Origin of the sequence: Streptomyces sp. NPDC005925 (assembly GCF_040638805.1) — a bacterium.
In the GTDB taxonomy this organism is placed as follows: domain Bacteria; phylum Actinomycetota; class Actinomycetes; order Streptomycetales; family Streptomycetaceae; genus Streptomyces.
This window is the reverse complement of the sequence record NZ_JBEXVL010000005.1, coordinates 246,326-266,223: the sequence shown is the minus strand read 5'-3', so window position 1 is coordinate 266,223 and position 19,898 is coordinate 246,326. Positions and strand designations below refer to the sequence as shown.

Annotated in this window: 19 protein-coding genes; 4 read left to right on the top strand and 15 right to left on the bottom strand. The window is 71.5% G+C overall.

Going from position 1 to position 19,898, the window contains the following annotated elements; translation table 11 throughout:
- Positions 1–160 precede the first annotated feature (160 nt).
- The 15 genes from aroB to ABZ354_RS09745 form a co-directional block, all read right to left on the bottom strand.
- The gene (gene aroB, locus ABZ354_RS09815; RefSeq protein WP_358654802.1) at positions 161–1,252 is read right to left on the bottom strand and encodes a 3-dehydroquinate synthase; all 1,092 of its coding nucleotides are present in this window, start codon (positions 1,250–1,252) and stop codon (positions 161–163) included.
- Positions 1,249–1,767 (bottom strand): shikimate kinase, encoded by a 519-nt coding sequence (locus ABZ354_RS09810; protein WP_358654801.1) that lies wholly within the window; start codon positions 1,765–1,767, stop codon positions 1,249–1,251. The genes aroB and ABZ354_RS09810 overlap by 4 nt, the downstream gene beginning before the upstream one ends.
- On the bottom strand, positions 1,764–2,948 hold the full coding sequence (aroC, locus tag ABZ354_RS09805) for a chorismate synthase (RefSeq protein ID WP_358654799.1): 1,185 nt from the start codon (positions 2,946–2,948) through the stop codon (positions 1,764–1,766). The genes ABZ354_RS09810 and aroC overlap by 4 nt, the downstream gene beginning before the upstream one ends.
- Positions 2,949–3,159: 211 nt before the next feature.
- Entirely contained in the window at positions 3,160–3,630 is a 471-nt protein-coding gene (locus tag ABZ354_RS09800; protein WP_358654797.1) for a (2Fe-2S)-binding protein, read from the bottom strand.
- A gap of 14 nt (positions 3,631–3,644) precedes the next feature.
- A complete protein-coding gene (locus tag ABZ354_RS09795) occupies positions 3,645–5,846 on the bottom strand; it encodes a molybdopterin cofactor-binding domain-containing protein (RefSeq protein ID WP_358654795.1) in 2,202 nt (733 codons plus the stop codon).
- 99 nt (positions 5,847–5,945) lie between these two features.
- A complete protein-coding gene (locus tag ABZ354_RS09790; RefSeq protein WP_358654793.1) occupies positions 5,946–6,305 on the bottom strand; it encodes a hypothetical protein in 360 nt (119 codons plus the stop codon).
- Positions 6,306–6,353: 48 nt separating this feature from the next.
- On the bottom strand, positions 6,354–7,193 hold the full coding sequence (locus ABZ354_RS09785) for a shikimate dehydrogenase (protein WP_358654791.1): 840 nt from the start codon (positions 7,191–7,193) through the stop codon (positions 6,354–6,356).
- Positions 7,174–8,847, bottom strand: a complete 1,674-nt coding sequence (gene mltG, locus ABZ354_RS09780; protein WP_358654789.1) for an endolytic transglycosylase MltG — start codon at positions 8,845–8,847, stop codon at positions 7,174–7,176. The genes ABZ354_RS09785 and mltG overlap by 20 nt, the downstream gene beginning before the upstream one ends.
- Before the next feature lie 122 nt (positions 8,848–8,969).
- Positions 8,970–9,434: a Holliday junction resolvase RuvX gene (gene ruvX, locus ABZ354_RS09775; protein WP_358654989.1), complete on the bottom strand. Its 465-nt coding sequence runs from the start codon at positions 9,432–9,434 to the stop codon at positions 8,970–8,972.
- 35 nt (positions 9,435–9,469) lie between these two features.
- Complete coding sequence (alaS, locus tag ABZ354_RS09770; RefSeq protein WP_358654788.1) at positions 9,470–12,142, bottom strand: alanine--tRNA ligase; 2,673 nt, start codon at positions 12,140–12,142, stop codon at positions 9,470–9,472.
- Entirely contained in the window at positions 12,142–12,498 is a 357-nt protein-coding gene (locus ABZ354_RS09765; protein WP_358654786.1) for a hypothetical protein, read from the bottom strand. Before ABZ354_RS09765 ends, alaS begins: the two co-directional genes overlap by 1 nt.
- A gap of 7 nt (positions 12,499–12,505) precedes the next feature.
- Complete coding sequence (locus ABZ354_RS09760; RefSeq protein ID WP_358654784.1) at positions 12,506–12,961, bottom strand: DUF948 domain-containing protein; 456 nt, start codon at positions 12,959–12,961, stop codon at positions 12,506–12,508.
- 224 nt (positions 12,962–13,185) lie between these two features.
- Positions 13,186–13,800 carry a 30S ribosomal protein S4 gene (gene rpsD / locus ABZ354_RS09755; protein ID WP_358654782.1) on the bottom strand — a complete coding sequence of 205 codons (615 nt, stop codon included), beginning with the start codon at positions 13,798–13,800 and terminating at the stop codon, positions 13,186–13,188.
- 342 nt (positions 13,801–14,142) lie between these two features.
- Entirely contained in the window at positions 14,143–15,498 is a 1,356-nt protein-coding gene (locus ABZ354_RS09750) for a replication-associated recombination protein A (RefSeq protein ID WP_358654780.1), read from the bottom strand.
- A 43-nt stretch (positions 15,499–15,541) separates the two neighbouring features.
- Complete coding sequence (locus ABZ354_RS09745; RefSeq protein WP_358654778.1) at positions 15,542–16,198, bottom strand: vitamin K epoxide reductase family protein; 657 nt, start codon at positions 16,196–16,198, stop codon at positions 15,542–15,544.
- A 143-nt stretch (positions 16,199–16,341) separates the two neighbouring features.
- Between ABZ354_RS09745 and ABZ354_RS09740 the strand changes: the two genes are divergently transcribed.
- Genes ABZ354_RS09740 through ABZ354_RS09725 form a run of 4 tightly spaced genes read left to right on the top strand, consistent with a single transcriptional unit; the run spans position 16,342 to position 19,872 of the window.
- A complete protein-coding gene (locus tag ABZ354_RS09740; RefSeq protein WP_358654776.1) occupies positions 16,342–17,208 on the top strand; it encodes an ABC transporter ATP-binding protein in 867 nt (288 codons plus the stop codon).
- A complete protein-coding gene (locus tag ABZ354_RS09735; RefSeq protein ID WP_358654774.1) occupies positions 17,205–18,056 on the top strand; it encodes an ABC transporter permease in 852 nt (283 codons plus the stop codon). Before ABZ354_RS09740 ends, ABZ354_RS09735 begins: the two co-directional genes overlap by 4 nt.
- On the top strand, positions 18,053–19,249 hold the full coding sequence (locus ABZ354_RS09730) for a sensor histidine kinase (RefSeq protein ID WP_358654772.1): 1,197 nt from the start codon (positions 18,053–18,055) through the stop codon (positions 19,247–19,249). Before ABZ354_RS09735 ends, ABZ354_RS09730 begins: the two co-directional genes overlap by 4 nt.
- Positions 19,246–19,872, top strand: a complete 627-nt coding sequence (locus ABZ354_RS09725) for a response regulator transcription factor (RefSeq protein ID WP_358654770.1) — start codon at positions 19,246–19,248, stop codon at positions 19,870–19,872. The genes ABZ354_RS09730 and ABZ354_RS09725 overlap by 4 nt, the downstream gene beginning before the upstream one ends.
- Positions 19,873–19,898 lie beyond the last annotated feature (26 nt).

Sequence of the window (19,898 nt, the reverse complement as noted above, 5' to 3'; positions counted from 1 at the left end):
CCACTCCGTCTCGTACAGGCGATGTCGATGCTGACGGCGGGGGGAAACCCGCGCGTTACCGAACGGTACCGCCCCCTGCCGTCGTTTGGTGAACGGCCGGGGGCGGTGCCAAGTGCCCGGTGCGGGAAGAGAATCGGGCGGACGGCGCCTTCTGTTGGGGCTACTCGCCCACTTCGCCGTAGGCGGCGAGGAGGACGGCCGGGTCCGGGCCCTCCATCACGGTGGGCTTGGCCAGGCCGTCCAGGACGATGAAGCGCAGCAGGTCGCCGCGGGACTTCTTGTCGATCTTCATGTTCTCCACGAGCTTCGGCCACTGGTCGTAGCGGTAGTGGAGGGGAAGTCCGACGGATTCGAGGATCGCGCGGTGGCGGTCGGCGGTCGCGTCGTCCAGGCGGCCGGCGAGACGGCCCAGTTCGGCGGCGAAGTGCATGCCGACGGAGACGGCGGCGCCGTGCCGCCACTTGTAGCGCTCGTTCTTCTCGATGGCGTGGCCGAGGGTGTGGCCGTAGTTGAGGATCTCCCTCAGACCCGACTCCTTCAGGTCGGAGGAGACGACCTCGGCCTTGACCCGGATCGAGCGCTCGATCAGCTCGGCGGTGTGCGGACCGGCCGGAGTGCGGGCGGCTTGCGGGTCCGACTCGATGAGGTCCAGGATCACCGGGTCGGCGATGAAGCCGGCCTTGATGACCTCGGCGAGGCCGGAAACGTAGTCGTTGACCGCGAGGGAGTCCAGCGCGGCCAGGTCGCAGAGGACACCGGCGGGCGGGTGGAAGGCGCCGACCAGGTTCTTGCCCTCGGCGGTGTTGATGCCGGTCTTGCCGCCGACGGCCGCGTCCACCATGGCCAGGACGGTCGTCGGGACCGCGATCCAGCGCACGCCGCGCAGCCAGGTCGCGGCGACGAATCCGGCCAGGTCGGTGGTGGCTCCGCCGCCGACGCCGACGACGACGTCGGTGCGGGTGAAGCCGGACTGGCCGAGGGCCTTCCAGCAGTACGCCGCGACCTCGGCGGTCTTGGCCTCCTCCGCGTTCGGCACCTGGACGGCGATGGCGTCGTAGCCCTGCCCGGCCAGGTCGGCGCGCAGCGCGTCCCCGGTCTCGGCGAGGGCCTCCGGGTGCAGGACGGCGACCTTCCTCGCCCTCGGGCCGATCAGCCCGGCCAGTTCGCCCAGCAGCTGACGGCCCACCAGGACCTCGTACGGGTCGGTGCCCGCCGTGCCGCCCACCTGGATCCGGGTGACTGCCTCGCTCATGCTTCCTTCAACTCCAGTGCGTCCAGGGCCGCTTCGGTGACCTTTTCGGGCGTCCGTCCGTCGGTCGTCACCACGGCCGTGGCGACCTCCTCGTACAGATGGCGGCGGGCTTCCATGAGTTCGCGCCACTGTTTGCGCGGGTTGACGGCGAGCAGGGGCCGCGCGGCGTTCAGGCCGGTGCGCTTGACCGCCTCCTCGACGTCCATGGAGAGGTAGACGACGCGCTGTCCGGCGAGCGCCGCGCGCGTGTCGGCGTCGAGGATCGCGCCGCCGCCCAGGGCGAGGATGCCGTCGTGCTCGGCGAGCGCCCGGCGTACGGCCTGCTTCTCGATCGCGCGGAAGGCCGCTTCGCCCTCCTCGAAGAAGATGTCCGAGATGGCGCGGCCCTGCTCGGACACGATGTCGTCGTCGGTGTCGCGGTAGCCGACACCGAGCCGCTCCGCGAGGAGGTGCCCGACGGTCGACTTGCCCACACCCATGGGGCCGACCACCACGATCAGCGGGGCCGCCGTCATCGGACGGTCAGGTTGTCGAGGTACGACGTGACGTTGCGGCGGGTCTCCCCCACCGAGTCGCCACCGAACTTCTCCGCCACCGCGTCGGCGAGGACGAGCGCGACCATCGCCTCGGCGACGATGCCGGCCGCCGGGACGGCACACACGTCGGAGCGCTGGTGGTGGGCCTGGGCGGCCTCGCCGGTGACGACGTCCACCGTCTGCAGCGCCCGCGGCACGGTCGCGATCGGCTTCATCGCGGCGCGCACACGCAGCAGCCCGCCCGTGGTCAGGCCGCCCTCGGTGCCGCCGGAACGGCCGGTGGTCCGCCTGATGCCCTCGTCGGTACTGACGATCTCGTCGTGCGCCTGCGAGCCGGGCACACGCGCCAGGTCGAAGCCGTCGCCGACCTCGACACCCTTGATGGCCTGGATGCCCATCAGCGCGGCGGCGAGACGGGCGTCCAGCCGGCGGTCCCAGTGCACGTGCGACCCGAGGCCCACCGGTACGTCGTAGGCGAGGACCTCGACGACTCCGCCGAGGGTGTCGCCGTCCTTGTGGGCCTGGTCGATCTCCGCGACCATCGCCTTCGAGGCGTCCGCGTCCAGGCAGCGCACCGGGTCCTCGTCCAGCTTCGCCACGTCCGCCGGCGTCGGGTACACCCCGTACGGCGCCCTGGCCGCGGCCAGCTCCACGACGTGGGAGACGATCTCGATGCCGGCCGTCTCCTTCAGGTACGACCGGGCCACCGCGCCCAGCGCCACCCGGGCCGCGGTCTCCCGCGCGGAGGCGCGCTCCAGCACGGGGCGGGCCTCGTCGAAGCCGTACTTCTGCATGCCGGCGAGGTCGGCGTGGCCGGGGCGCGGGCGGGTCAGCGGCGCGTTGCGCGCCAGGCCCGCCAGGATCTCGGGGTCGACGGGGTCGGCCGCCATGACCTGCTCCCACTTCGGCCACTCGGTGTTGCCCACCATGACCGCGACCGGGGAACCGAGGGTCAGGCCGTGCCGGACACCGCCGAGGAAGGTGACCTCGTCGCGCTCGAACTTCATCCGGGCACCGCGGCCATAGCCCAGCCGCCGCCTCGCCAAGTGGTCCGCCACCATGTCCGTGGTGATCGGCACGCCGGCGGGAAGGCCCTCCAGCGTCGCCACGAGTGCGGGACCGTGGGACTCCCCCGCGGTCAGCCAGCGCAACCTGCTCAACGGTGCTCCTCAGTCCTCGCGCCCCGGTAGTACTGCCCGTACGTGCGCGTGTCCTCGCGCACGGCGACGGCTCGACCGGGTGCGCGGTCCCGGCCCGCCACCTCCGATCCTCCCACGACCCGCGGCGGCCGACGGCCGCCGGTCCATCTGGCGGACGGCCCGGAGGACCGGCAGGGACGCGGGCCGGGGGCGGGCCGGGACGGAAGCGGGGTCAGTCCGTGGGCCCGTCCATGCGGGCCGCCGCGGCCTTGATCGCCTCACGGATGCGCACGTACGTCCCGCAGCGGCACACGTTCGCGATCTCGTCGATGTCGGCGTCGGTGGGGTTGCGGGTGCGCCTGAGCAGGGCGACGGCGGCCATGATCTGCCCGGGCTGGCAGTAGCCGCACTGCGCCACGTCGGCCGCCAGCCAGGCCTCCTGGACCGGGTGCAGGGTGTCGCCGTCGGCGAGGCCCTCGATCGTGGTGACCTCGCGGCCCGCGGCCTGCGCCACCGGGACGACGCACGGGTTGACGGCCTCGCCGTCGAGGTGGCTGGTGCAGGCCTTGCAGACGTTGATGCCGCAGCCGTACTTGGGGCCGCGGATGCCGAGCAGGTCGCGCAGCACCCACAACAGGGGCAGGTCGTCGGGGGCGTCGACGGTGACGGTCTCCCCGTTCACGGTGAAGGTGTGGGACGGCATGACGATGCGGCTCCTCAGCGCGGGAAGGGTTCGAAGTCGACGTCGAAGTTCAGCGGGAAGCGGCGCGGCCGGGTCCCGGTGGCCTTCGCGTACGCGTTGGCGATGGCGCCGACCGCGGCGGGCACGCCGAGTTCTCCGGCGCCGCCGGGCTCGCCGGTGCCGGGCATCACGAAGACGCGGGCGTCGAGCGGACTGTCCTTCTGCCGCGCGTAGTGGAACTGCGAGTAGCTGCCCTCCAGCGGCAGGCCCCGTTCGATGTGCAGGCCGGCGCGCAGGGTGGTGGCGATGGCGTCGGTGAGGCCGCCGAGCATCTGGGCCTCCAGGCCGCGCGGGTTGATCGCCCGTCCGACGTCGACGGCGATGACGGCCCGGACGACGCGCGGGTCCTCGGGGTCCGTGGCGTCGATCTCGACCAGGCAGGCGGTGCAGGACTTGTACTCGTCGTGGAAGCCGACGCCCTGCGCGTGCCCGGCGGGCAGGTCGCGCCCCCATCGCCCCTCGTGGGCGGCCTTGTCGAGGACGGCGCGCTGCCGGTCGTCGCGCAGGTGCCGGCGGCGGAAGGCGACCGGGTCGGAGCCGAGCTCGCGCGCGAGTTCGTCCACGACGATCTCCTCGGCGCCGCGGCTGGTCGCGGAGTACACCGAGCGCCAGGAGCCGGTGGGCATCCGCAGCGGGATCTCGGTGAGGGCGTGCGAGGTGACGCCGAAGTGGTACGGGGACTTCACCGTGAGCAGGAACTCGGACTGCGCGACCGTCCGGTTGACCAGGCCGTCGGGCAGTTCGGAGGCGAAGGAGGTGAGGACGTCGCCCATGCCGTGCCCGAAATCGGTCTGCACGGCCGCCGCCCGGTGGGTGAAGGAGAGGACCTCGCCGAGCAGGTGGGTGGCACGGATGCGGTGGTGCGTGGCGGGCCGCATCCGGCCGTGGCGCATGTCGTCGGTGCGGGTCCACATCAGGCGTACCGGGCGGCCGGACTTCTTCGACACCTTGGCGGCCTCGACGGCGCCGTCGTAGAAGAGGCGTCTGCCGAAGGAGCCGCCGGACTGGGTGACGTGGACGGTGACTCTGCCGAGCGGCAGTCCGACGGCCTCGGCTATCGCCCGCCGGGCGGCTATGGGGGTCTTCAGGCCGGACCAGATCTCGGCGCGGTCCTCCCGTACGTCGGCGACGGCGGAGTTGGGTTCCAGCGGGGCGTGGCTGACGAAGGCGAAGTCGAACTCGGCGTCGACCTTGCCGACGAGCAGGTCCGGCAGGGGCAGCGCGGGCACGGCGGCTCTGAGCCCGGCACGGATGTCGTCGTCGGACAGGTTGTCGACGGTGCCGGGTCCCCAGGCGACGTCGAGGGCGTCCTTGGCGGCGATGGCCTGCCCGAACGTCTCGGCCACGACGGCGACCCCGGTGTCGACGGTCACCACGTCGAGGACGCCGGACATGGCGCGGACGGCGGCCTCGTTGCGTACGGACTCGACGGTGCCGTTCAGGGTGGGCGGGCGGCGCAGCACGCAGGGTTTGGCGCCGGGCACGTCGAGGTCGACGGCGTACCGCAGCCTGCCGGTGACCATGGCGCGGGCGTCGATGCGGTTGGTGGGGGTGCCGACGAGGGTCTGCTCGGACTCCGGCTTCGGCGTACCGGGCGCGGTGGCCAGGTCGCGGGAGGCGGCGTCCGCGGCGAGCTCACCGTAGCCGGCGTGGCGTCCGTCGAGCGCCCGTACGACACCGTCGCGGACGGTGAGGGCACCGGCGTCGGTGTCCCAGCGGCGGGCCGCGGCGGCGACCAGCCGGGCCCGTGCGGTGGCGGCGGTCTGCCGGACCGGGTCGTACAGCGAGCGGATCGCGTTGGAGGCGCCGGTCATCTGGTTGAACAGCAGCTCGGGGCGGGCGTCGTCCAGGGTGACGCGGACCGTGTCGAGAGGCGTGTCGAGTTCCTCGGCGACGAGCATCGCCACCGCGGTGGTGAGGCCCTGACCGCACTCCATGCGGGGCAGTCGCAGCTCGGCGGTTCCCTGCCCGTCGACGGTGAGTACCAGCATGTGCGCGGTGGGTGCGCCGGCCAGGATCAGCAGGTCGCCGATGTCGAGCAGGTCTGCGGGCTGCGGCGGGGTCGGCACGACCGCCGCGGCGGGATGCGCGCCGCCCACGGCGGTCTCGGTGGCCACGGCCAGGGTGGGCGCGGCCACCAGGTAGGTGAGGAATCTCCGCCGGGAATGTGGAGTCATCGGGCGATGATCCCCGGGTGCCGCCCGGACGGCAACGGTCCGTGCCGGGGATACGGCCGGTGTGCACGGGCGTCGTGCACACCCGCCACCTCACCGCACTCAGCCGCGCGGACCGTCACCCGGGTGGGCGGGCTGCTGCGCGTACGCGCCCAGGTGGTCCGCACCGCTCCCCTGCTGTCCCGGCCGCGGCTGCTGCTGGGCCTGCCGCTGAGGGGCGTACGGGCCGAGGTAGTCGGCGCCGCTCCCCTGCTGCCCCGGCTGGACGGGGGCGGGGACCGGCCTGCCGCTGCGCTCGGCACGGCGGCGGGCGATCTTCTCCTGGATGCAGATTCCCCAGTACACGAGGAACAGCAGCGCGATCAGACCGAATATCGTGTACTGGAGCCAGTCGGGCAGGAACCCGAGCACGAGCTCGAAGATCTGCGTCTTCCAGCCCGCCAGGGTCACGGTTTCGGACATGGGCGACTCTTCCCCTCCCGTTCCGCCCCCTGCGGAACGGAGAGGATCTTAGCGGTCGGCGAGAGCGTGCTCGCCCGCTTTTCGCATGGCCTCCACGGGCGCCGGGGCCCGGCCCGTCATCTGCTCGACCTGGAGCACCGCCTGGTGCACCAGCAGGTCGAGTCCGCCGACCACGGCGCCGCCGTGCGCCGACCAGCGCGCCGCGAGCGCGGTGGGCCACGGCTCGTACAGCACGTCGAAGAGGGTCGCCGGGCGCTCGGGCACGGCGTGGGACAGCGCGTCGGTCGTACCGGCCGGGGTGGTCGCGACGACCAGCGGCGCGCGCAGGGCACGGTCGGCGTCCACCCAGTCGGCCGTACGGACCGCGACGCCGAGGCGTTCGCCCCACTGCCGCATCTCGGCGGCGCGTGCCTCGCTGCGTACGTAGGCGACGACCTCGCCGGTGCAGATCCGGGAGAGCGCGGCCAGCGCGGAGGACGCGGTGGCGCCGGCGCCGAGGATCGCGGCGGAGTCGACCTGTTCGATGCCGCGCTCGCGCAGCGCCGCGATCATGCCGGGGATGTCGGTGTTGTCGCCGAGCCGTCGGCCGTCGTCGGTGAACACGACCGTGTTGACCGCCTCGACCGACGCCGCCGTCTCGCTGACGCCGTCCAGCAGCGGCATCACGGCCCGCTTGAGCGGCATGGTCAGCGACAGCCCGGCCCACTCGGGCCCGAGCTCGGCCAGGAAGCCGGGCAGTGCCTCTTCGTCCACCTCGAAGCGGTCGTACGACCAGCCGGTCAGCCCCATCTCCTCGTACGCGGCGCGGTGCAGCACCGGGGAGAGGGAGTGGGCGATGGGGGAACCGAGTACGGCGGCCCGGCGGGCTTCAGTTGCCCGAACTCTCATTGAACTTGTCCTTGAGCCTCTCGAATTCGGCGTACGTCTTGGCGAATTCGGTGTTGTGCACGCCGTCCGTCGCCACGAAGTAGATCCAGCCGTCCCCGGTCGGGTTCAGCGCCGCCTTCAGCGCGTCCTCGCCGGGGTTGCCGATGGGTCCGGGCGGCAGGCCCCGGCGGGTGTACGTGTTGTACGGGTCCTGATTGCTGTTGATCTCGGACTCGCTGATGTGGATGTTGCTCTCGCCCCTCAGGTAATTGAAGGTCGAGTCGAACTGCAGCAGTTGGTTGGTCTCGGTGTTGGTGGGCTTGAGGCGGTTGTAGACCACTTCGGCCATCTTGCGGAAGTCGTCGTGCGTCTTGCCCTCGGCCTGGACGAGGCTCGCGACGGTGACGAGCTCCAGCGGGTTCTCCAGCTTGAGCCCCCGGGCCTTGGCTGCCAGGTCGTAGGAGTCGTACTGCTTGTTTGCCTGCGCGACCATGTCCTTGAGGATCGTCTCGGGCTTCATGCCCTTGGCCGCCGGATAGGTGCCCGGCCGGAGGAAGCCCTCCAGCGGGTCCTTTATGTCGTCGCTGTTGTTCGCCCACTCGGGCAGGCCGAGGCTCTTGTACTTGGCGCCGGCGAGTTTCTCGGTGCTGCCGTCGGACAGCCCGAGCTTGGCGTCGATCGCCTTGTAGACCTGGACGTTGCGCTGGCCCGGCGTGACCATGATGTTGTTCTGGCTCTTGGGGTCGAGCATCAGCTCGACGGCGCTCGCGGCGGACATCTGCTTCTTCAGCAGGTAGGCGCCGGCCTGGAGGGTCTCGCCGTCGGGGTTGTCCGCCTGGGCGGCCACGAAGGCGTCCACGCTCTTGACGACGCCGGCCTCCTTCAGCCGCCGGCCGATGTCGGCGCCGCTGGCACCCTTGGGGATCTGCACGGTCACGCTCTGGCCGGTGCCGTCACCGGCGTAGTCGGGGGCGTCTCCGAAACGATTCTGGTAGAACTCGTAGCCGAAGTAGCCAACTCCGGCAATTCCCCCGCCGAGTACCGCGACGACCACCAGGCAGGCGCAGCCGTTGCGGCGCTTCTTGGGTTTGCCGCCGCGGCCCCGGCCACGACCCGGCCGGCCCCTGCCGCCGCCGTCGTCTCCGTCACCGTCGTCGTCATCGCCGCCGTCCGCGAAGAAGGCGTGTTCGCCCTGGTCGGGGCCGGGGTCCCAGTCGGTCTGCGGGGGTTCGGGCTCGGTCTGCCCGCGGCTCGGCGGCTCGGGCGGCGGGTAGGCCTCCGGGCCGGGGCCACCGTAGTAGTCGGACTGGTCTCCGCCGCCGTACGCGGCGGTCTGCTGTCCGTAGGGGTCGGCGTGGCCGGGGTCGGGCACCTGCTGGTGCGTGCCGGTCCCCCAGCCGTCACCGTCGTACTGCGGGGGCTGCTGAGAGCCGTCGTACTGCGGGGGCTGCTGGGAGCCACCCGGGTACTGCTGGTCGTACTGCTGCTGCGGGTAGTACGGCCGGCCCCACTCGTCGTACTGCGGCTGGTGCTGCTGCGGGTAGTGCTGGGGCTGGTCGCCGTAGGGGGACTGCTGACCCATCTGGGCCTGCTGGCCTGTCCATCCGCCGTCCCCGAACAACGGGTCGTCCGGATGCCACGGTTCGGGACCTGGGCCCCGGCCATACTCAGTCATCGATCCCCTAGAGCCGCGAGGCGGCGGTTGCACGGTGTGCAGCGTCGGCTCCCGTCCCGCCTCTTTCTGTGCGGTGGCTGTTCGAACACCGCCGCATCGCGCGGAACGTTACCGTATCGCGATCAGGTGACCACTTCGACGCCTTCGCCGGGGGCTCTGCCCGACAGCCGTTCGGATTCCAGCGCCTGCTGCAGGATGACGACCGCGGCTGCCTGGTCGATCACCGAGCGGCCCTTCCTGGACCGTACGCCGGAGGCGCGCAGGCCCTGGCCGGCCGTGACCGTCGTCATACGCTCGTCCACGAGCCTCACCGGAACGGGCGTGATCATGCGTGCGAGATCCTGGGCGAAGCCGCGGACCTTGACGGCGGCCGGGCCCTCGCCCCCCTTGAGGGAGCGAGGGAGACCGACGACGACCTCGATCGGCTCGTACTCCTCGATCAGTTGCCGCAGACGGCGGTGCGCGGCCGGGACGTCCCGGCCGGGCACCGTCTCGACGGGGGTGGCGAGGATCCCGTCGGGGTCGCACGAAGCGACCCCGATACGGGCGTCCCCGACGTCGATCGCCAGGCGGCGGCCGCGGCGCATCACCGGGCCGTCCGCCTGCTCGTTCTCCGTACCGGTCACGTGGCGGTGTCCGCCACGAGCCGCTCGACGGCGTCGGCGGCCTCGCCGACGGCGGCCGGGTCCTGGCCACCGCCCTGGGCGACGTCCGGCTTGCCGCCACCGCCGCCGCCGAGGGTCTTGGCGGCGGCGCGGACCAGGTCACCGGCCTTGAGACCGCGCTCGCGGGCGGCCTCGTTGGTGGCGATGACCGTGAGCGGCTTGCCGTTGACCGTCGTGAACAGGGCCACTACGGCGGCCCTGCCGCCCTGGATGCGGCCGCGCACGTCGAGAACCAGCCTGCGCAGGTCGTCGGCGGTGGTGCCGTCCGGGACCTGCCCGGTCACCAGGGCCACGCCGCGGACGTCCTTGGCGGACTCGGCGAGACCGGCGGCGGCCTGGAGGACCTTCTCGGCGCGGAACTTCTCGATCTCCTTCTCGGCGTCCTTCAGCTTGCCGAGCATGGTGGAGACCTTCTCCGGGAGCTCCTCGGGCCGGCCCTTGATCAGCTCCTGGAGCTGGGCGACGACCGTGTGCTCGCGGGCCAGGAAGTTGTAGGCGTCGACACCGACGAGGGCCTCGATACGGCGCACACCCGAGCCGATCGACGACTCTCCGAGCAGCTTCACCAGGCCCAGCTGGGCGGTGTTGTGCACGTGTGTGCCGCCGCACAGCTCCTTGGAGAAGTCACCGATGGTCACGACGCGGACGCGCTCGCCGTACTTCTCGCCGAACTCGGCGATGGCGCCCTGCTTCTTGGCCTCGTCGATGCCCATGACGTCGGCACGCACGTCGAGATCGCGGGCGAGCACCTCGTTGATCTTCTGCTCGACGTCGGTCATCACGGCCGTCGGGACGGCGGACGGGGAGCCGAAGTCGAAGCGGAAGCGGCCGGGCTGGTTCTCGGAACCGGCCTGGGCGGCCGTCGGGCCGAGCGCGTCGCGCAGGGCCTGGTGGGTGAGGTGGGTGGCCGAGTGGGCGCGGGCGATGGCCTTGCGGCGGCGCACGTCGATGACGGCCTGGGCCTTGGCGCCCACCGTCACCTCGCCGACCTGGACGACGCCCTTGTGGACGTAGACGCCCGGGACCGGCTTCTGGCAGTCGCGGATCTCGATGACGGCGCCGGTGTCGACCTTGAGGCGGCCGGTGTCGCCGATCTGGCCGCCGCCCTCGGCGTAGAAGGGGGTGCGGTCGAGGACGATCTCGACCTCGTCGCCCTCGGTGGCGGCCGGGGAGGAGGCGCCGTCGACCAGGATGCCGACGACGGTGGACTCGCTCTCGGTGTCCGCGTAGCCGACGAACTCGGTGGCTCCGGCCCGGTCGGCGATCTCCCGGTAGGCGCCGGCGCCGGCGTGGCCGGTCTTCTTGGCCTGGGCGTCGGCCTTGGCGCGCTCCCGCTGCTCCTTCATCAGGCGGCGGAAGCCGTCCTCGTCGACCTTCAGGCCCTGTTCGGCGGCCATTTCCAGGGTGAGGTCGATCGGGAAGCCCCACGTGTCGTGCAGGAGGAAGGCCTTGTCGCCGGCCAGGACCGTGCCGCCGGAGGCCTTGGTCTCGGTGACGGCGGTGTCGAGGATGTTGGTGCCGGCCTTCAGCGTCTTGAGGAAGGCGTTCTCCTCGGCGAGGGCGACCTTCTCGATGCGCTCGCGGTCGGTGATGAGCTCCGGGTACTGCCGGCCCATCATGCCGATCACGACGTCGATGAGGTCCTTGACGACCGGACCGGTGGCGCCGAGCAGGCGCATGTTGCGGATGGCGCGGCGCATGATGCGGCGCAGCACGTAGCCGCGGCCCTCGTTGCCGGGGGTGACGCCGTCGCCGATGAGCATCGTGGCGGTGCGCATGTGGTCGCTGACGACGCGCAGGGAGACGTCCGAGTCGTGGGCGTCGCCGTAGCGGACGCCGGTCAGCTCGGTGGCCCTGTCGATGACGGCCATGGAGGTGTCGATCTCGTACATGTTCTGCACGCCCTGCAGAATCATGGCGAGCCGTTCGAGGCCGAGGCCGGTGTCGATGTTCTGGCTCGGCAGGTCCCCGAGGATCTCGAAGTTGTCCTTGCCGATGCCCGCGCCGCGCTCGTACTGCATGAAGACGAGGTTCCAGATCTCCACGTACCGCTCGTCGTTGACGGCGGGGCCGCCCTCGGCGCCGAACTCGGGGCCGCGGTCGTAGTTGATCTCGGAGCAGGGGCCGCAGGGGCCGGGGACGCCCATGGACCAGTAGTTGTCCTTCATGCCGAGGCGCTGGATGCGCTCCGACGGCACGCCGACGACGTCGTGCCAGATGCGCTCGGCCTCGTCGTCGTCCTTGTAGACGGTGATCCACAGCCGCTCGGGGTCGAGGCCGTAACCGCCCTTGTCCTGGGGGCTGGTGAGCAGCTCCCAGGCGAGCTTGATGGCGCCTTCCTTGAAGTAGTCGCCGAAGGAGAAGTTGCCGCACATCTGGAAGAACGTGCCGTGCCGCGTGGTCTTGCCGACCTCTTCGATGTCGGGGGTGCGTACGCACTTCTGCACACTGGTGGCACGGTCGAACGGCGGCTTGACCTCACCCAGGAAGTAGGGCTTGAAGGGCACCATGCCGGCCGGGACGAGCAGCAGAGTCGGGTCGTCCGCGATGAGCGACGCCGAAGGGACGACGGTGTGACCGCGCTCCTCGAAGAAGCTCAGCCAGCGGCGGCGGATCTCGGCCGACTCCATCAGTGGTCCTCATTCCGGTTGTACGAGTACGTCGTCCTGTCGCTGCCGACGGACTTGGGGTTGCTGCGGTTCTGGACGGCGGTGTAGTGCCGCACCGCGGGCAGTTCGCGGTCGACGGGGGCGTTCAGCCCGAGCGCGTCGTCCAGTTCGGCCTCGCGGTGGGCCATGTTCTCGCGGACGTCGAGCGCGAACGCGACCGCACGGTCCTTGAGACGGTGGCCTGCCTCGATCGCCTTGTTGGCCGCGGTGACGGCCAGGTGCTCGGGGGTCAGTTGCTTCAGCTTGCGGTTGACCTTGGTGGTGGCCCACACACCGGTGGCCACACCTGTGGTGAACCAGAACGTACGGCGGAACATGTTCGGGTCAGTCCCTCTTTCCGCGGTTTCGCTTCGTCCACCGCGCGGTCGGCACGGTACGGCCCACGATCACTGCACGCCTGGGCGCCGTCGCGGGTACGTCCTCTTCCCGGCGGCCCGCGATCGCCTTGCGCACGCCGTAGCCGAAGGCCGCGACCTTGACCAGCGGGCCGCCGAACGTGGAGGCGACGGTGGTGGACAGCGCGGAGGCGTTGGAGGTGACCTCCTGCACGTCGGTGGCGATCGCGTCGACCCGCTCGATCTGGGTTTGTGCGGAGCGCACCGCCGCGGAGGCGTCCGCCAGCAGCGGGACGGCCCGGTCGGTCACGTCCGCCACGAGCTTGGTGGTCGCCCTGAGCGTCTGGGCCAGTCTCGCCAGTGCGACGGCGAGGAAGGAGACCAGGATCGCCCAGAACACGGCCACCAGGATTCCGGCCACCTCTCCACCGGACACTGTGTGCACCCGCTCCCTGAAAACGTGCCTGAACATCGAGAAAAGACGTGCGCCGAGCCTATCGCGCCGGGCTCGTGAGTCCGTACCGCATTACCGGCGGTGACGCCGGGGGCCCGGCGACGGCCCTGGAGGCGCGGGCAGCGGCACGTACGCGGCAGCCCGCCGCCCCGCCCGCCTCGGAAGGCGGGGGGACGACGGGCTGAGGTACCGCTGAGTGATCTGCGTCCGCCGGATCAGCGGGCGTAGTACTCGACGACGAGCTGCTCGTCGCAGATCACCGGGATCTCCTTGCGGTTCGGCTCACGGTCCAGGCGGAACGCCAGGGCCCTGAGGTTCACCTGCAGGTAGCGCGGGGTCTCGCCGTCGGGGGCGAAGCCACCCTCGCGGGCGATCGTGAAGAGCGTCTTGTCCTTGCTGCGGTCGCGGACCTGGACGACATCGTCGGGACGGACGACGAAGGACGGCTTGTCGACCTTCTTGCCGTTGACCTGGATGTGACCGTGGACGACCATCTGGCGGGCCTGGTAGATCGTGCGGGCGATGCCCGAACGCAGGACCAGCGCGTCGAGGCGCTTCTCCAGCTCCACGATCAGGGCCTCACCGGTCTTGCCCTGGACCTTGGAGGCGCGGTCGTAGGCGCGGACCAGCTGACGCTCGGAGATGTCGTACTGAGCGCGCAGACGCTGCTTCTCGAGCAGACGGACCTTGTAGTCCGAGTTCTGCTTGCGGCCGCGGCCGTGCTCGCCGGGCGGGTAGGGGCGGGCCTCGAAGTACTTGACGGCCTTCGGGGTCAGCGCGATACCGAGGGCACGCGACTTCTTGACCTTGGGGCGGGACTGGTTCGCCATGAACCAAACACCTCATGTTCTGTGTGCGAATACGGCTTCACCAGGGTTAGGGGAGGTCGCATCCGCAGCCGGGGAAACCCGCGGGTCCGCTTGCACGGGCCTGCCGGGCAGCCGCTCCCCTGATCTGGGCACATACGTGCAGCACGCGAGTGGCCCACCGACCGTCCTGGAAATCCGGGGGGTGGTGGGCTGCCCGCGACACCGTTCGCCGGTGCGCGACGCTCCTGGAGATCCCTGCCCGGGGGCCGGGACTCCGGCTGGGTGTCCCGCTCTGGTGGTGCCGGTTTCCCTCAGGAGGGGCCGGACACGGGACTCAGCACTTCGAAGGAGTCTACAGGGTGCTCACGAACGCTTCCGACCGAGGTGTGTGCGGGTCCATTCGACCGCGTCCGCGTAACGCGCCTCGGCGCCGTGCCGGGTCGGCGTGTAGTACTCGCGGTCCTTGAGGGCGTCCGGGGCGTACTGCTGGGGGGCGATGCCCTCGGCCAGGTCGTGCGGGAAGACGTAGCCCTGGCCGTGGCCGAGCTTGCCCGCGCCCTTGTAGTGGCTGTCACGCAGGTGCGGCGGGACGGGCCCGGCCAGTCCTTTGCGCACGTCGTCGAGAGCGGCACCCACGGCGGTGGTCGCGGCGTTGGACTTGGGGGCCAGGGCGAGGGCGATGGTGGCGTGGCTGAGGGTGAGGGCGGCCTCGGGGAAGCCGATCATGGCGACGGCCTGGGCGGCGGAGACCGCGAGGGGCAGCGCGGCCGGATCGGCGAGGCCGATGTCCTCGCTGGCGGAGATCATCAGGCGGCGGGCGATGAAGCGGGGGTCCTCGCCCGCCTCGATCATGCGGGCCAGGTAGTGCAGGGCGGCATCGACGTCGGAGCCGCGGATGGACTTGATGAGGGCGCTGGCGACGTCGTAGTGCTGGTCGCCGTCGCGGTCGTACTTCACCGCCGCCCGGTCGACCGTCTCCTCCAGCGTGGTCAGGGAGATCTCCGTGCCGCCCTTGTCGAGGGCGGCGCCGGCCGCGGCCTCCAGAGCGGTCAGGGCACGGCGGGCGTCGCCGCCGGCGATGCGCAGGAGGTGGTCCTCGGTGTCCGCGGGCAGCGTGACGGCGTCCTTCAGGCCGCGCTCGGCGGCGAGGGCGCGGCGCAGCAGGTTCCGCACGTCGTCGTCGGTGAGGGGTTCGAGAGTGAGCAGCAGGGAGCGGGAGAGGAGGGGGGAGATCACCGAGAAGTACGGGTTCTCGGTGGTCGCGGCGATCAGCGTCACCCAGCGGTTCTCGACGGCGGGGAGCAGGGAGTCCTGCTGGGCCTTGCTGAAGCGGTGGATCTCGTCGAGGAAGAGGACGGTCTCCTTGCCGAAGCCGCCGACGGCGCGGCGGGCGCCCTCGATGACCGCGCGGACCTCCTTGACGCCCGCGGTGATCGCGGACAGCTCCACGAAGCGCTTGTCGGTGGCCTTGGAGACGACGTACGCCAGGGTCGTCTTGCCGGTGCCGGGCGGACCCCAGAGGATCACCGAGGAGGGTCCGGCGGGGCCCGCGGCGGCCTCGCCGACCAGTCTGCGCAGGGGTGAGCCCGGCTTCAGCAGGTGCTGCTGGCCCACCACCTCGTCGAGGGTGCGCGGACGCATACGGACCGCGAGGGGGCTGCCCGCGGGGTCCTTCTCCTGGCGTTCTTCTGCTGCGGCGGTGAACAGGTCGGGCTCCACGTCGGCAACCCTAAATCACCGCACTGACAACGCGTCGGCGCCGTCAGCTCGTCCAGAAGGTCCACCAGCGGGTCAGGATCAGCATGCCGATGACACCGACGTGCAGCACGGGCATGACCCAGGTGAACTCGTCGAAGAAGCCGCGCAGCCAGGCCGGGGCGGGAAGGAAGCCCTTGCGGACGGTGAAGGAGGTCACGTACCAGAACATGATGATGGTGGCGACCCAGGCGAGGCAGCACCACAGGCACAGCGCGTTGATCCGGTACAGGGACTGGAACATCAGCCAGGCGCAGAAGCCGACGCCGAAGAGGGTGCCGGCGTTGAAGGTGAGCCAGTACCAGCGGGGGAAGCGGGCCCCGGCGAGCAGGCTCACGCCGACGCAGACGACGATGCCGTAGGCGACGAGGCCCAGCATCGGGTTGGGGAAGCCGAAGGCGGCGGCCTGGTCGCTCTCCATGACGCTGCCGCAGGAGACGACCGGGTTGAGGCTGCAGCCGGGCGTGAACGTCCTGCCCTCGACCTTGGCCTCGAGCAGCTTGAACTTGTCGATCGTGATGATCCACGCGGCGAGCAGTCCGGCCGCCCCGGTGATCATGAGCAGCAGCGCGAAGGCGCGACTGCCGCCCTGCGCGCCTGACGCACCGGCGCCGCGTTCCGGCCCGGGCTCGGTGGAGACGTCCTTGACTGTCGTCTTGCTCATCACGCCGTTTCCGTCACTCGAGTCTCGGGCCTGCTTCGGGCAGGGTCATTGTGCCGTACGGATCTGTGTGTCCACCGTTCGGTGGACACGAGGAGGTACGTACGGTCGTCCCCGAACGATCGGTTCCGGCCGATGCTCGTGCCATGACAGGACACGGGTACGAGTGGGCGGTGGCCGTACGGGGGCTCCGCAAGCGGTACGGGGACGTGACGGCCGTCGACGGCATCGACCTCGCGATCCGGCCGGGCGAGGTGTTCGGGCTGCTGGGGCCCAACGGGGCCGGCAAGAGCACCACGGTGGAGATCCTCCAGGGCCACCGGGCGCGGGACGCGGGAGAGGTGTCCGTGCTGGGCGCCGACCCGGCGACGGGCACGCGCGCGTGGCGCTCACGGGTGGGCATCGTCTGGCAGGACGAGTCGGCGCCCGCCGAGTTGACGGTCCGGGAGACGGTGCGGCACTTCGCCCGCTACTACCCGCGCCCGCGTGACCCCGAGGAGGTCATCGGCCTGGTCGGCCTCGAGGCGAAGGCCGACGGCCGGGTCAAGGCGCTGTCGGGCGGGCAGCGCAGGCGGCTCGACGTGGCCCTCGGAGTGATCGGCGGGCCCGAGCTGCTGCTCCTGGACGAGCCGACGACCGGGTTCGACCCGGCGGCCCGGCGGCAGTTCTGGGAGCTGATCCGGACGCTGGCCGGCGACGGCACGACCATCGTGCTGACCACGCACTACCTGCAGGAGGCGGAGGCGCTCGCCGGCCGGCTGGCCATCGTCTCCGGGGGCCGCGTCGTCGCCGAGGGCGAGCCCGCCGCGCTGCGCCGGCGGTACGGCGGTGAGGCGACCGTCGAGTGGACGGAGCCCGACGGCAGCCCGCGTGCGGCACGCACACACACCCCGACCCGGACCGTCGCCGAACTGACGGGCCGCTTCGACGGCGAGATCCCCGGGCTCACGATCAGCCGCCCCACGCTGGAGGACGTCTATCTCCGGCTCACCGGACAGGAGGACCCGCGATGACGGCCACGACCATGGCGAGGGCCGGGGAACCGGGGTCCCCCGGGACGCGGCTGCCCGGCGCGTGGGGGCTGGGGCTGCGCCGAGGAGCCCTGGAACTGCGACAGTTCTTCCGGATGCGCGACCAGGTGGTGTTCACGTTCGCCTTCCCGGTCGTCTTCCTGTTCCTGTTCGCCTCGATCTTCAGCGGCGAGGTGCCCGGCGCCGGTGTCGACTCCTCGCAGCTGTACGTCCCGGGGATGATGGCCGCGGGCATCATGTCGACGAGTTTTCAGTCGCTCGGCATCTCCATCGCGATCGAACGGGACGAGAAGGTGCTGCGCCGGCTGCGCGGCACGCCGATGCCCCCGGCGGCGTACTTCCTCGGCAAGATCTGGCTGGTTCTGGTCACCGGGCTGCTGGAGACGGCGATCCTGCTCGGCGTCGGCACGGCGCTGTACGACGTCGAGTTGCCGTCGGACGCCGAGCGGTGGTTCCAATTCGGATGGATCTTCCTGCTGGGCATGACGGCGTGCGCGCTGCTCGGCATCGCGATCAGCTCGGTGCCGACGTCGAGCCGGAGTGCCAGCTCCGTGGTGGTGCTGCCCTTCCTGGTCCTGCAGTTCATCTCCGGGGTATACATCTCCGTCGACATGATCCCCGCCTGGCTGCTGGACATCGCGGCGCTGTTCCCGCTGAAGTGGATGTGCCAGGGCCTGCGCGGGGTGTTCCTGCCGGACTCGGCGCGGGTGCTGGAGCAGGCAGGGAGCTGGGAGTTCGGCCGGGTGGCCCTGGTGCTGGCGGCCTGGTGCGCCGGAGGGCTGCTGCTGTGTCTGCTGACGTTCCGCTGGAAGAACCGGCGCGACGCGTGACGGGTCCGGCCTCCGGCGCGCACACCTGGGACCGCTCGTTCCGGCTCTGGGACTCCTACTTCGCGGTGATCTGGCTGGCCACCCAGGTGTTCGTGCTGGGTGCCGGGCAGCCCGGCCGGTCCGTCCGGCTGGCCGCTGCGGCGCTGCTCGTGCTGCTCATCCCGCTGTACGTCGGGGTGGGGCGCCGCATGCTGCGGGGGCAGCCGTCCGACGGAAGTCCCGCTCTCGTCTATCTCGCTGCGACGCTGGCGCTGTTCCTGCCGTCGGCGGTCCTGGTCGGTGAGACGCGGCTGCTGGCGTTCGCGCTGGTCCCGCAGGCCTTCATGACGCTGCGGAGATGGCGGGCGACGGTCGCCGCGGCCACGATCACTCTCGTGCCGGTGGGGGGCTGGGCACTGGTGTGGTGGCCGGGCGGCTGGGAGGTGTTCTTCCACGCGCTGTTCGCCGTCGTCACCTTCGTGTTCTCGGTGGCGATCGGGGGCTGGATCATCCGCATCATCGAACAGAGCCAGGAACGGGCCGAGCTGATCGCCGAACTCGATGCCAGCCGCCACGAGGCCGCGCAGTTGTCGGCGGCGCACGGGGCGCTGGCCGAGCGGGAGCGCATGGCGCGGGAGATCCACGACACGCTGGCGCAGGGCTTCACGAGCCTGCTCATGCTGGTCCAGGCCGTCGAGGCGGAACTGGACCACGACGTGCCGCGGGCCCGCCGCCATCTGGCGCTGATGGCGGAGACGGCCCGGCAGAACCTCGCCGAGGCCCGCGCCCTGGTCGCCGGGGGCACCCCCGCCGATCTGGCGGGCGCGTCGCTGTCCGGCGCGCTGCACCGGCTGGCTGCGCGGCACGAAGCGGGCCTGGAGGTGACCGGGCCGGTACGGGCGCTGCCGGCGGGCACCGAGGTGGTGGCGCTGCGCGCCTGCCAGGAGGCTCTGACCAACGCCAGGAAGCACGCGGGAGGTTCGGTGGAGGTCGCGGTCGCCCTCGCGTACGCCGCGGAGTCGGTCACCGTGTCCGTACGGGACGACGGCCCCGGCTTCGACCCGGACGCGGTGTCCGGCGGGTACGGTCTGGCGGGGCTGCGGGCCCGGGCCGCCGAGGTGGGCGGGGCGGTACGCGTGCACAGCGTGCCCGACGCCGGCACGACGGTGACCGTCCGGCTGCCCGTTCCGGCCGTGAGGAGTGAGGTGCCGTGATCCGGATCGTCCTGGCCGACGACCATCCCGTCGTACGGGAGGGACTGCGGGCGATGCTGACCGCCGAGCCCGACCTGGAAGTCGTCGGGGACGTGGGGGACGGGCCGCGCGCGGAGGCGCTGGCGGCCGAGTTGCGGCCCGACATCGTGCTGATGGACCTGCGGATGCCGGGCGGCGGGGGTGTCGACTCGATCGCGCGGATGACCGCGGCCGGGCTGCCGTCCCGGGTGATCGTCCTGACGACGTACGAGACGGACCGGGACATCCTGCGTGCCGTGGAGGCCGGGGCGGCCGGCTACCTGCTGAAGGACCTGCCCCGTGCGGAACTGGCCGAGGCGGTACGGGCCGCCGCGCGCGGCGAGACCGTCCTGGCACCGTCCGTGGCGGCGCGCCTGGTCGACCAGTTGCGCACCAGGCCGGAACGGCCCCGGCTGTCGGACCGCGAGACGGCGGTCCTGCGGCTGGTCGCGGAGGGCTGCACCAACGCGGAGATCGGCCGCCGGCTGTTCATCGGCGAGTCGACGGTGAAGACCCACCTTCTGCGCGCCTTCGCCAAACTGGGCGTGGACGACCGGACGGCGGCGGTCACGAGCGCGATGCGGAGCGGACTGCTCGACCCGTGACCGGAGCGCCGGGGCGGGCGCCGGGT

What these genes read in the sequence shown, in the direction of transcription:
- aroB (WP_358654802.1), bottom strand. Translation starts at nt 1,252, where the DNA reads ATGAGCGAGGCAGTCACCCGGATCCAGGTGGGCGGCACGGCGGGCACC.
- ABZ354_RS09810 (WP_358654801.1), bottom strand. Translation starts at nt 1,767, where the DNA reads ATGACGGCGGCCCCGCTGATCGTGGTGGTCGGCCCCATGGGTGTGGGC.
- ABZ354_RS09800 (WP_358654797.1), bottom strand. Translation starts at nt 3,630, where the DNA reads ATGCCGTCCCACACCTTCACCGTGAACGGGGAGACCGTCACCGTCGAC.
- ABZ354_RS09795 (WP_358654795.1), bottom strand. Translation starts at nt 5,846, where the DNA reads ATGACTCCACATTCCCGGCGGAGATTCCTCACCTACCTGGTGGCCGCG.
- ABZ354_RS09790 (WP_358654793.1), bottom strand. Translation starts at nt 6,305, where the DNA reads ATGTCCGAAACCGTGACCCTGGCGGGCTGGAAGACGCAGATCTTCGAG.
- ABZ354_RS09785 (WP_358654791.1), bottom strand. Translation starts at nt 7,193, where the DNA reads ATGAGAGTTCGGGCAACTGAAGCCCGCCGGGCCGCCGTACTCGGTTCC.
- mltG (WP_358654789.1), bottom strand. Translation starts at nt 8,847, where the DNA reads ATGACTGAGTATGGCCGGGGCCCAGGTCCCGAACCGTGGCATCCGGAC.
- ruvX (WP_358654989.1), bottom strand. Translation starts at nt 9,434, where the DNA reads ATGCGCCGCGGCCGCCGCCTGGCGATCGACGTCGGGGACGCCCGTATC.
- alaS (WP_358654788.1), bottom strand. Translation starts at nt 12,142, where the DNA reads ATGGAGTCGGCCGAGATCCGCCGCCGCTGGCTGAGCTTCTTCGAGGAG.
- ABZ354_RS09765 (WP_358654786.1), bottom strand. Translation starts at nt 12,498, where the DNA reads ATGTTCCGCCGTACGTTCTGGTTCACCACAGGTGTGGCCACCGGTGTG.
- rpsD (WP_358654782.1), bottom strand. Translation starts at nt 13,800, where the DNA reads ATGGCGAACCAGTCCCGCCCCAAGGTCAAGAAGTCGCGTGCCCTCGGT.
- ABZ354_RS09745 (WP_358654778.1), bottom strand. Translation starts at nt 16,198, where the DNA reads ATGAGCAAGACGACAGTCAAGGACGTCTCCACCGAGCCCGGGCCGGAA.
- ABZ354_RS09740 (WP_358654776.1), top strand. Translation starts at nt 16,342, where the DNA reads ATGACAGGACACGGGTACGAGTGGGCGGTGGCCGTACGGGGGCTCCGC.
- ABZ354_RS09735 (WP_358654774.1), top strand. Translation starts at nt 17,205, where the DNA reads ATGACGGCCACGACCATGGCGAGGGCCGGGGAACCGGGGTCCCCCGGG.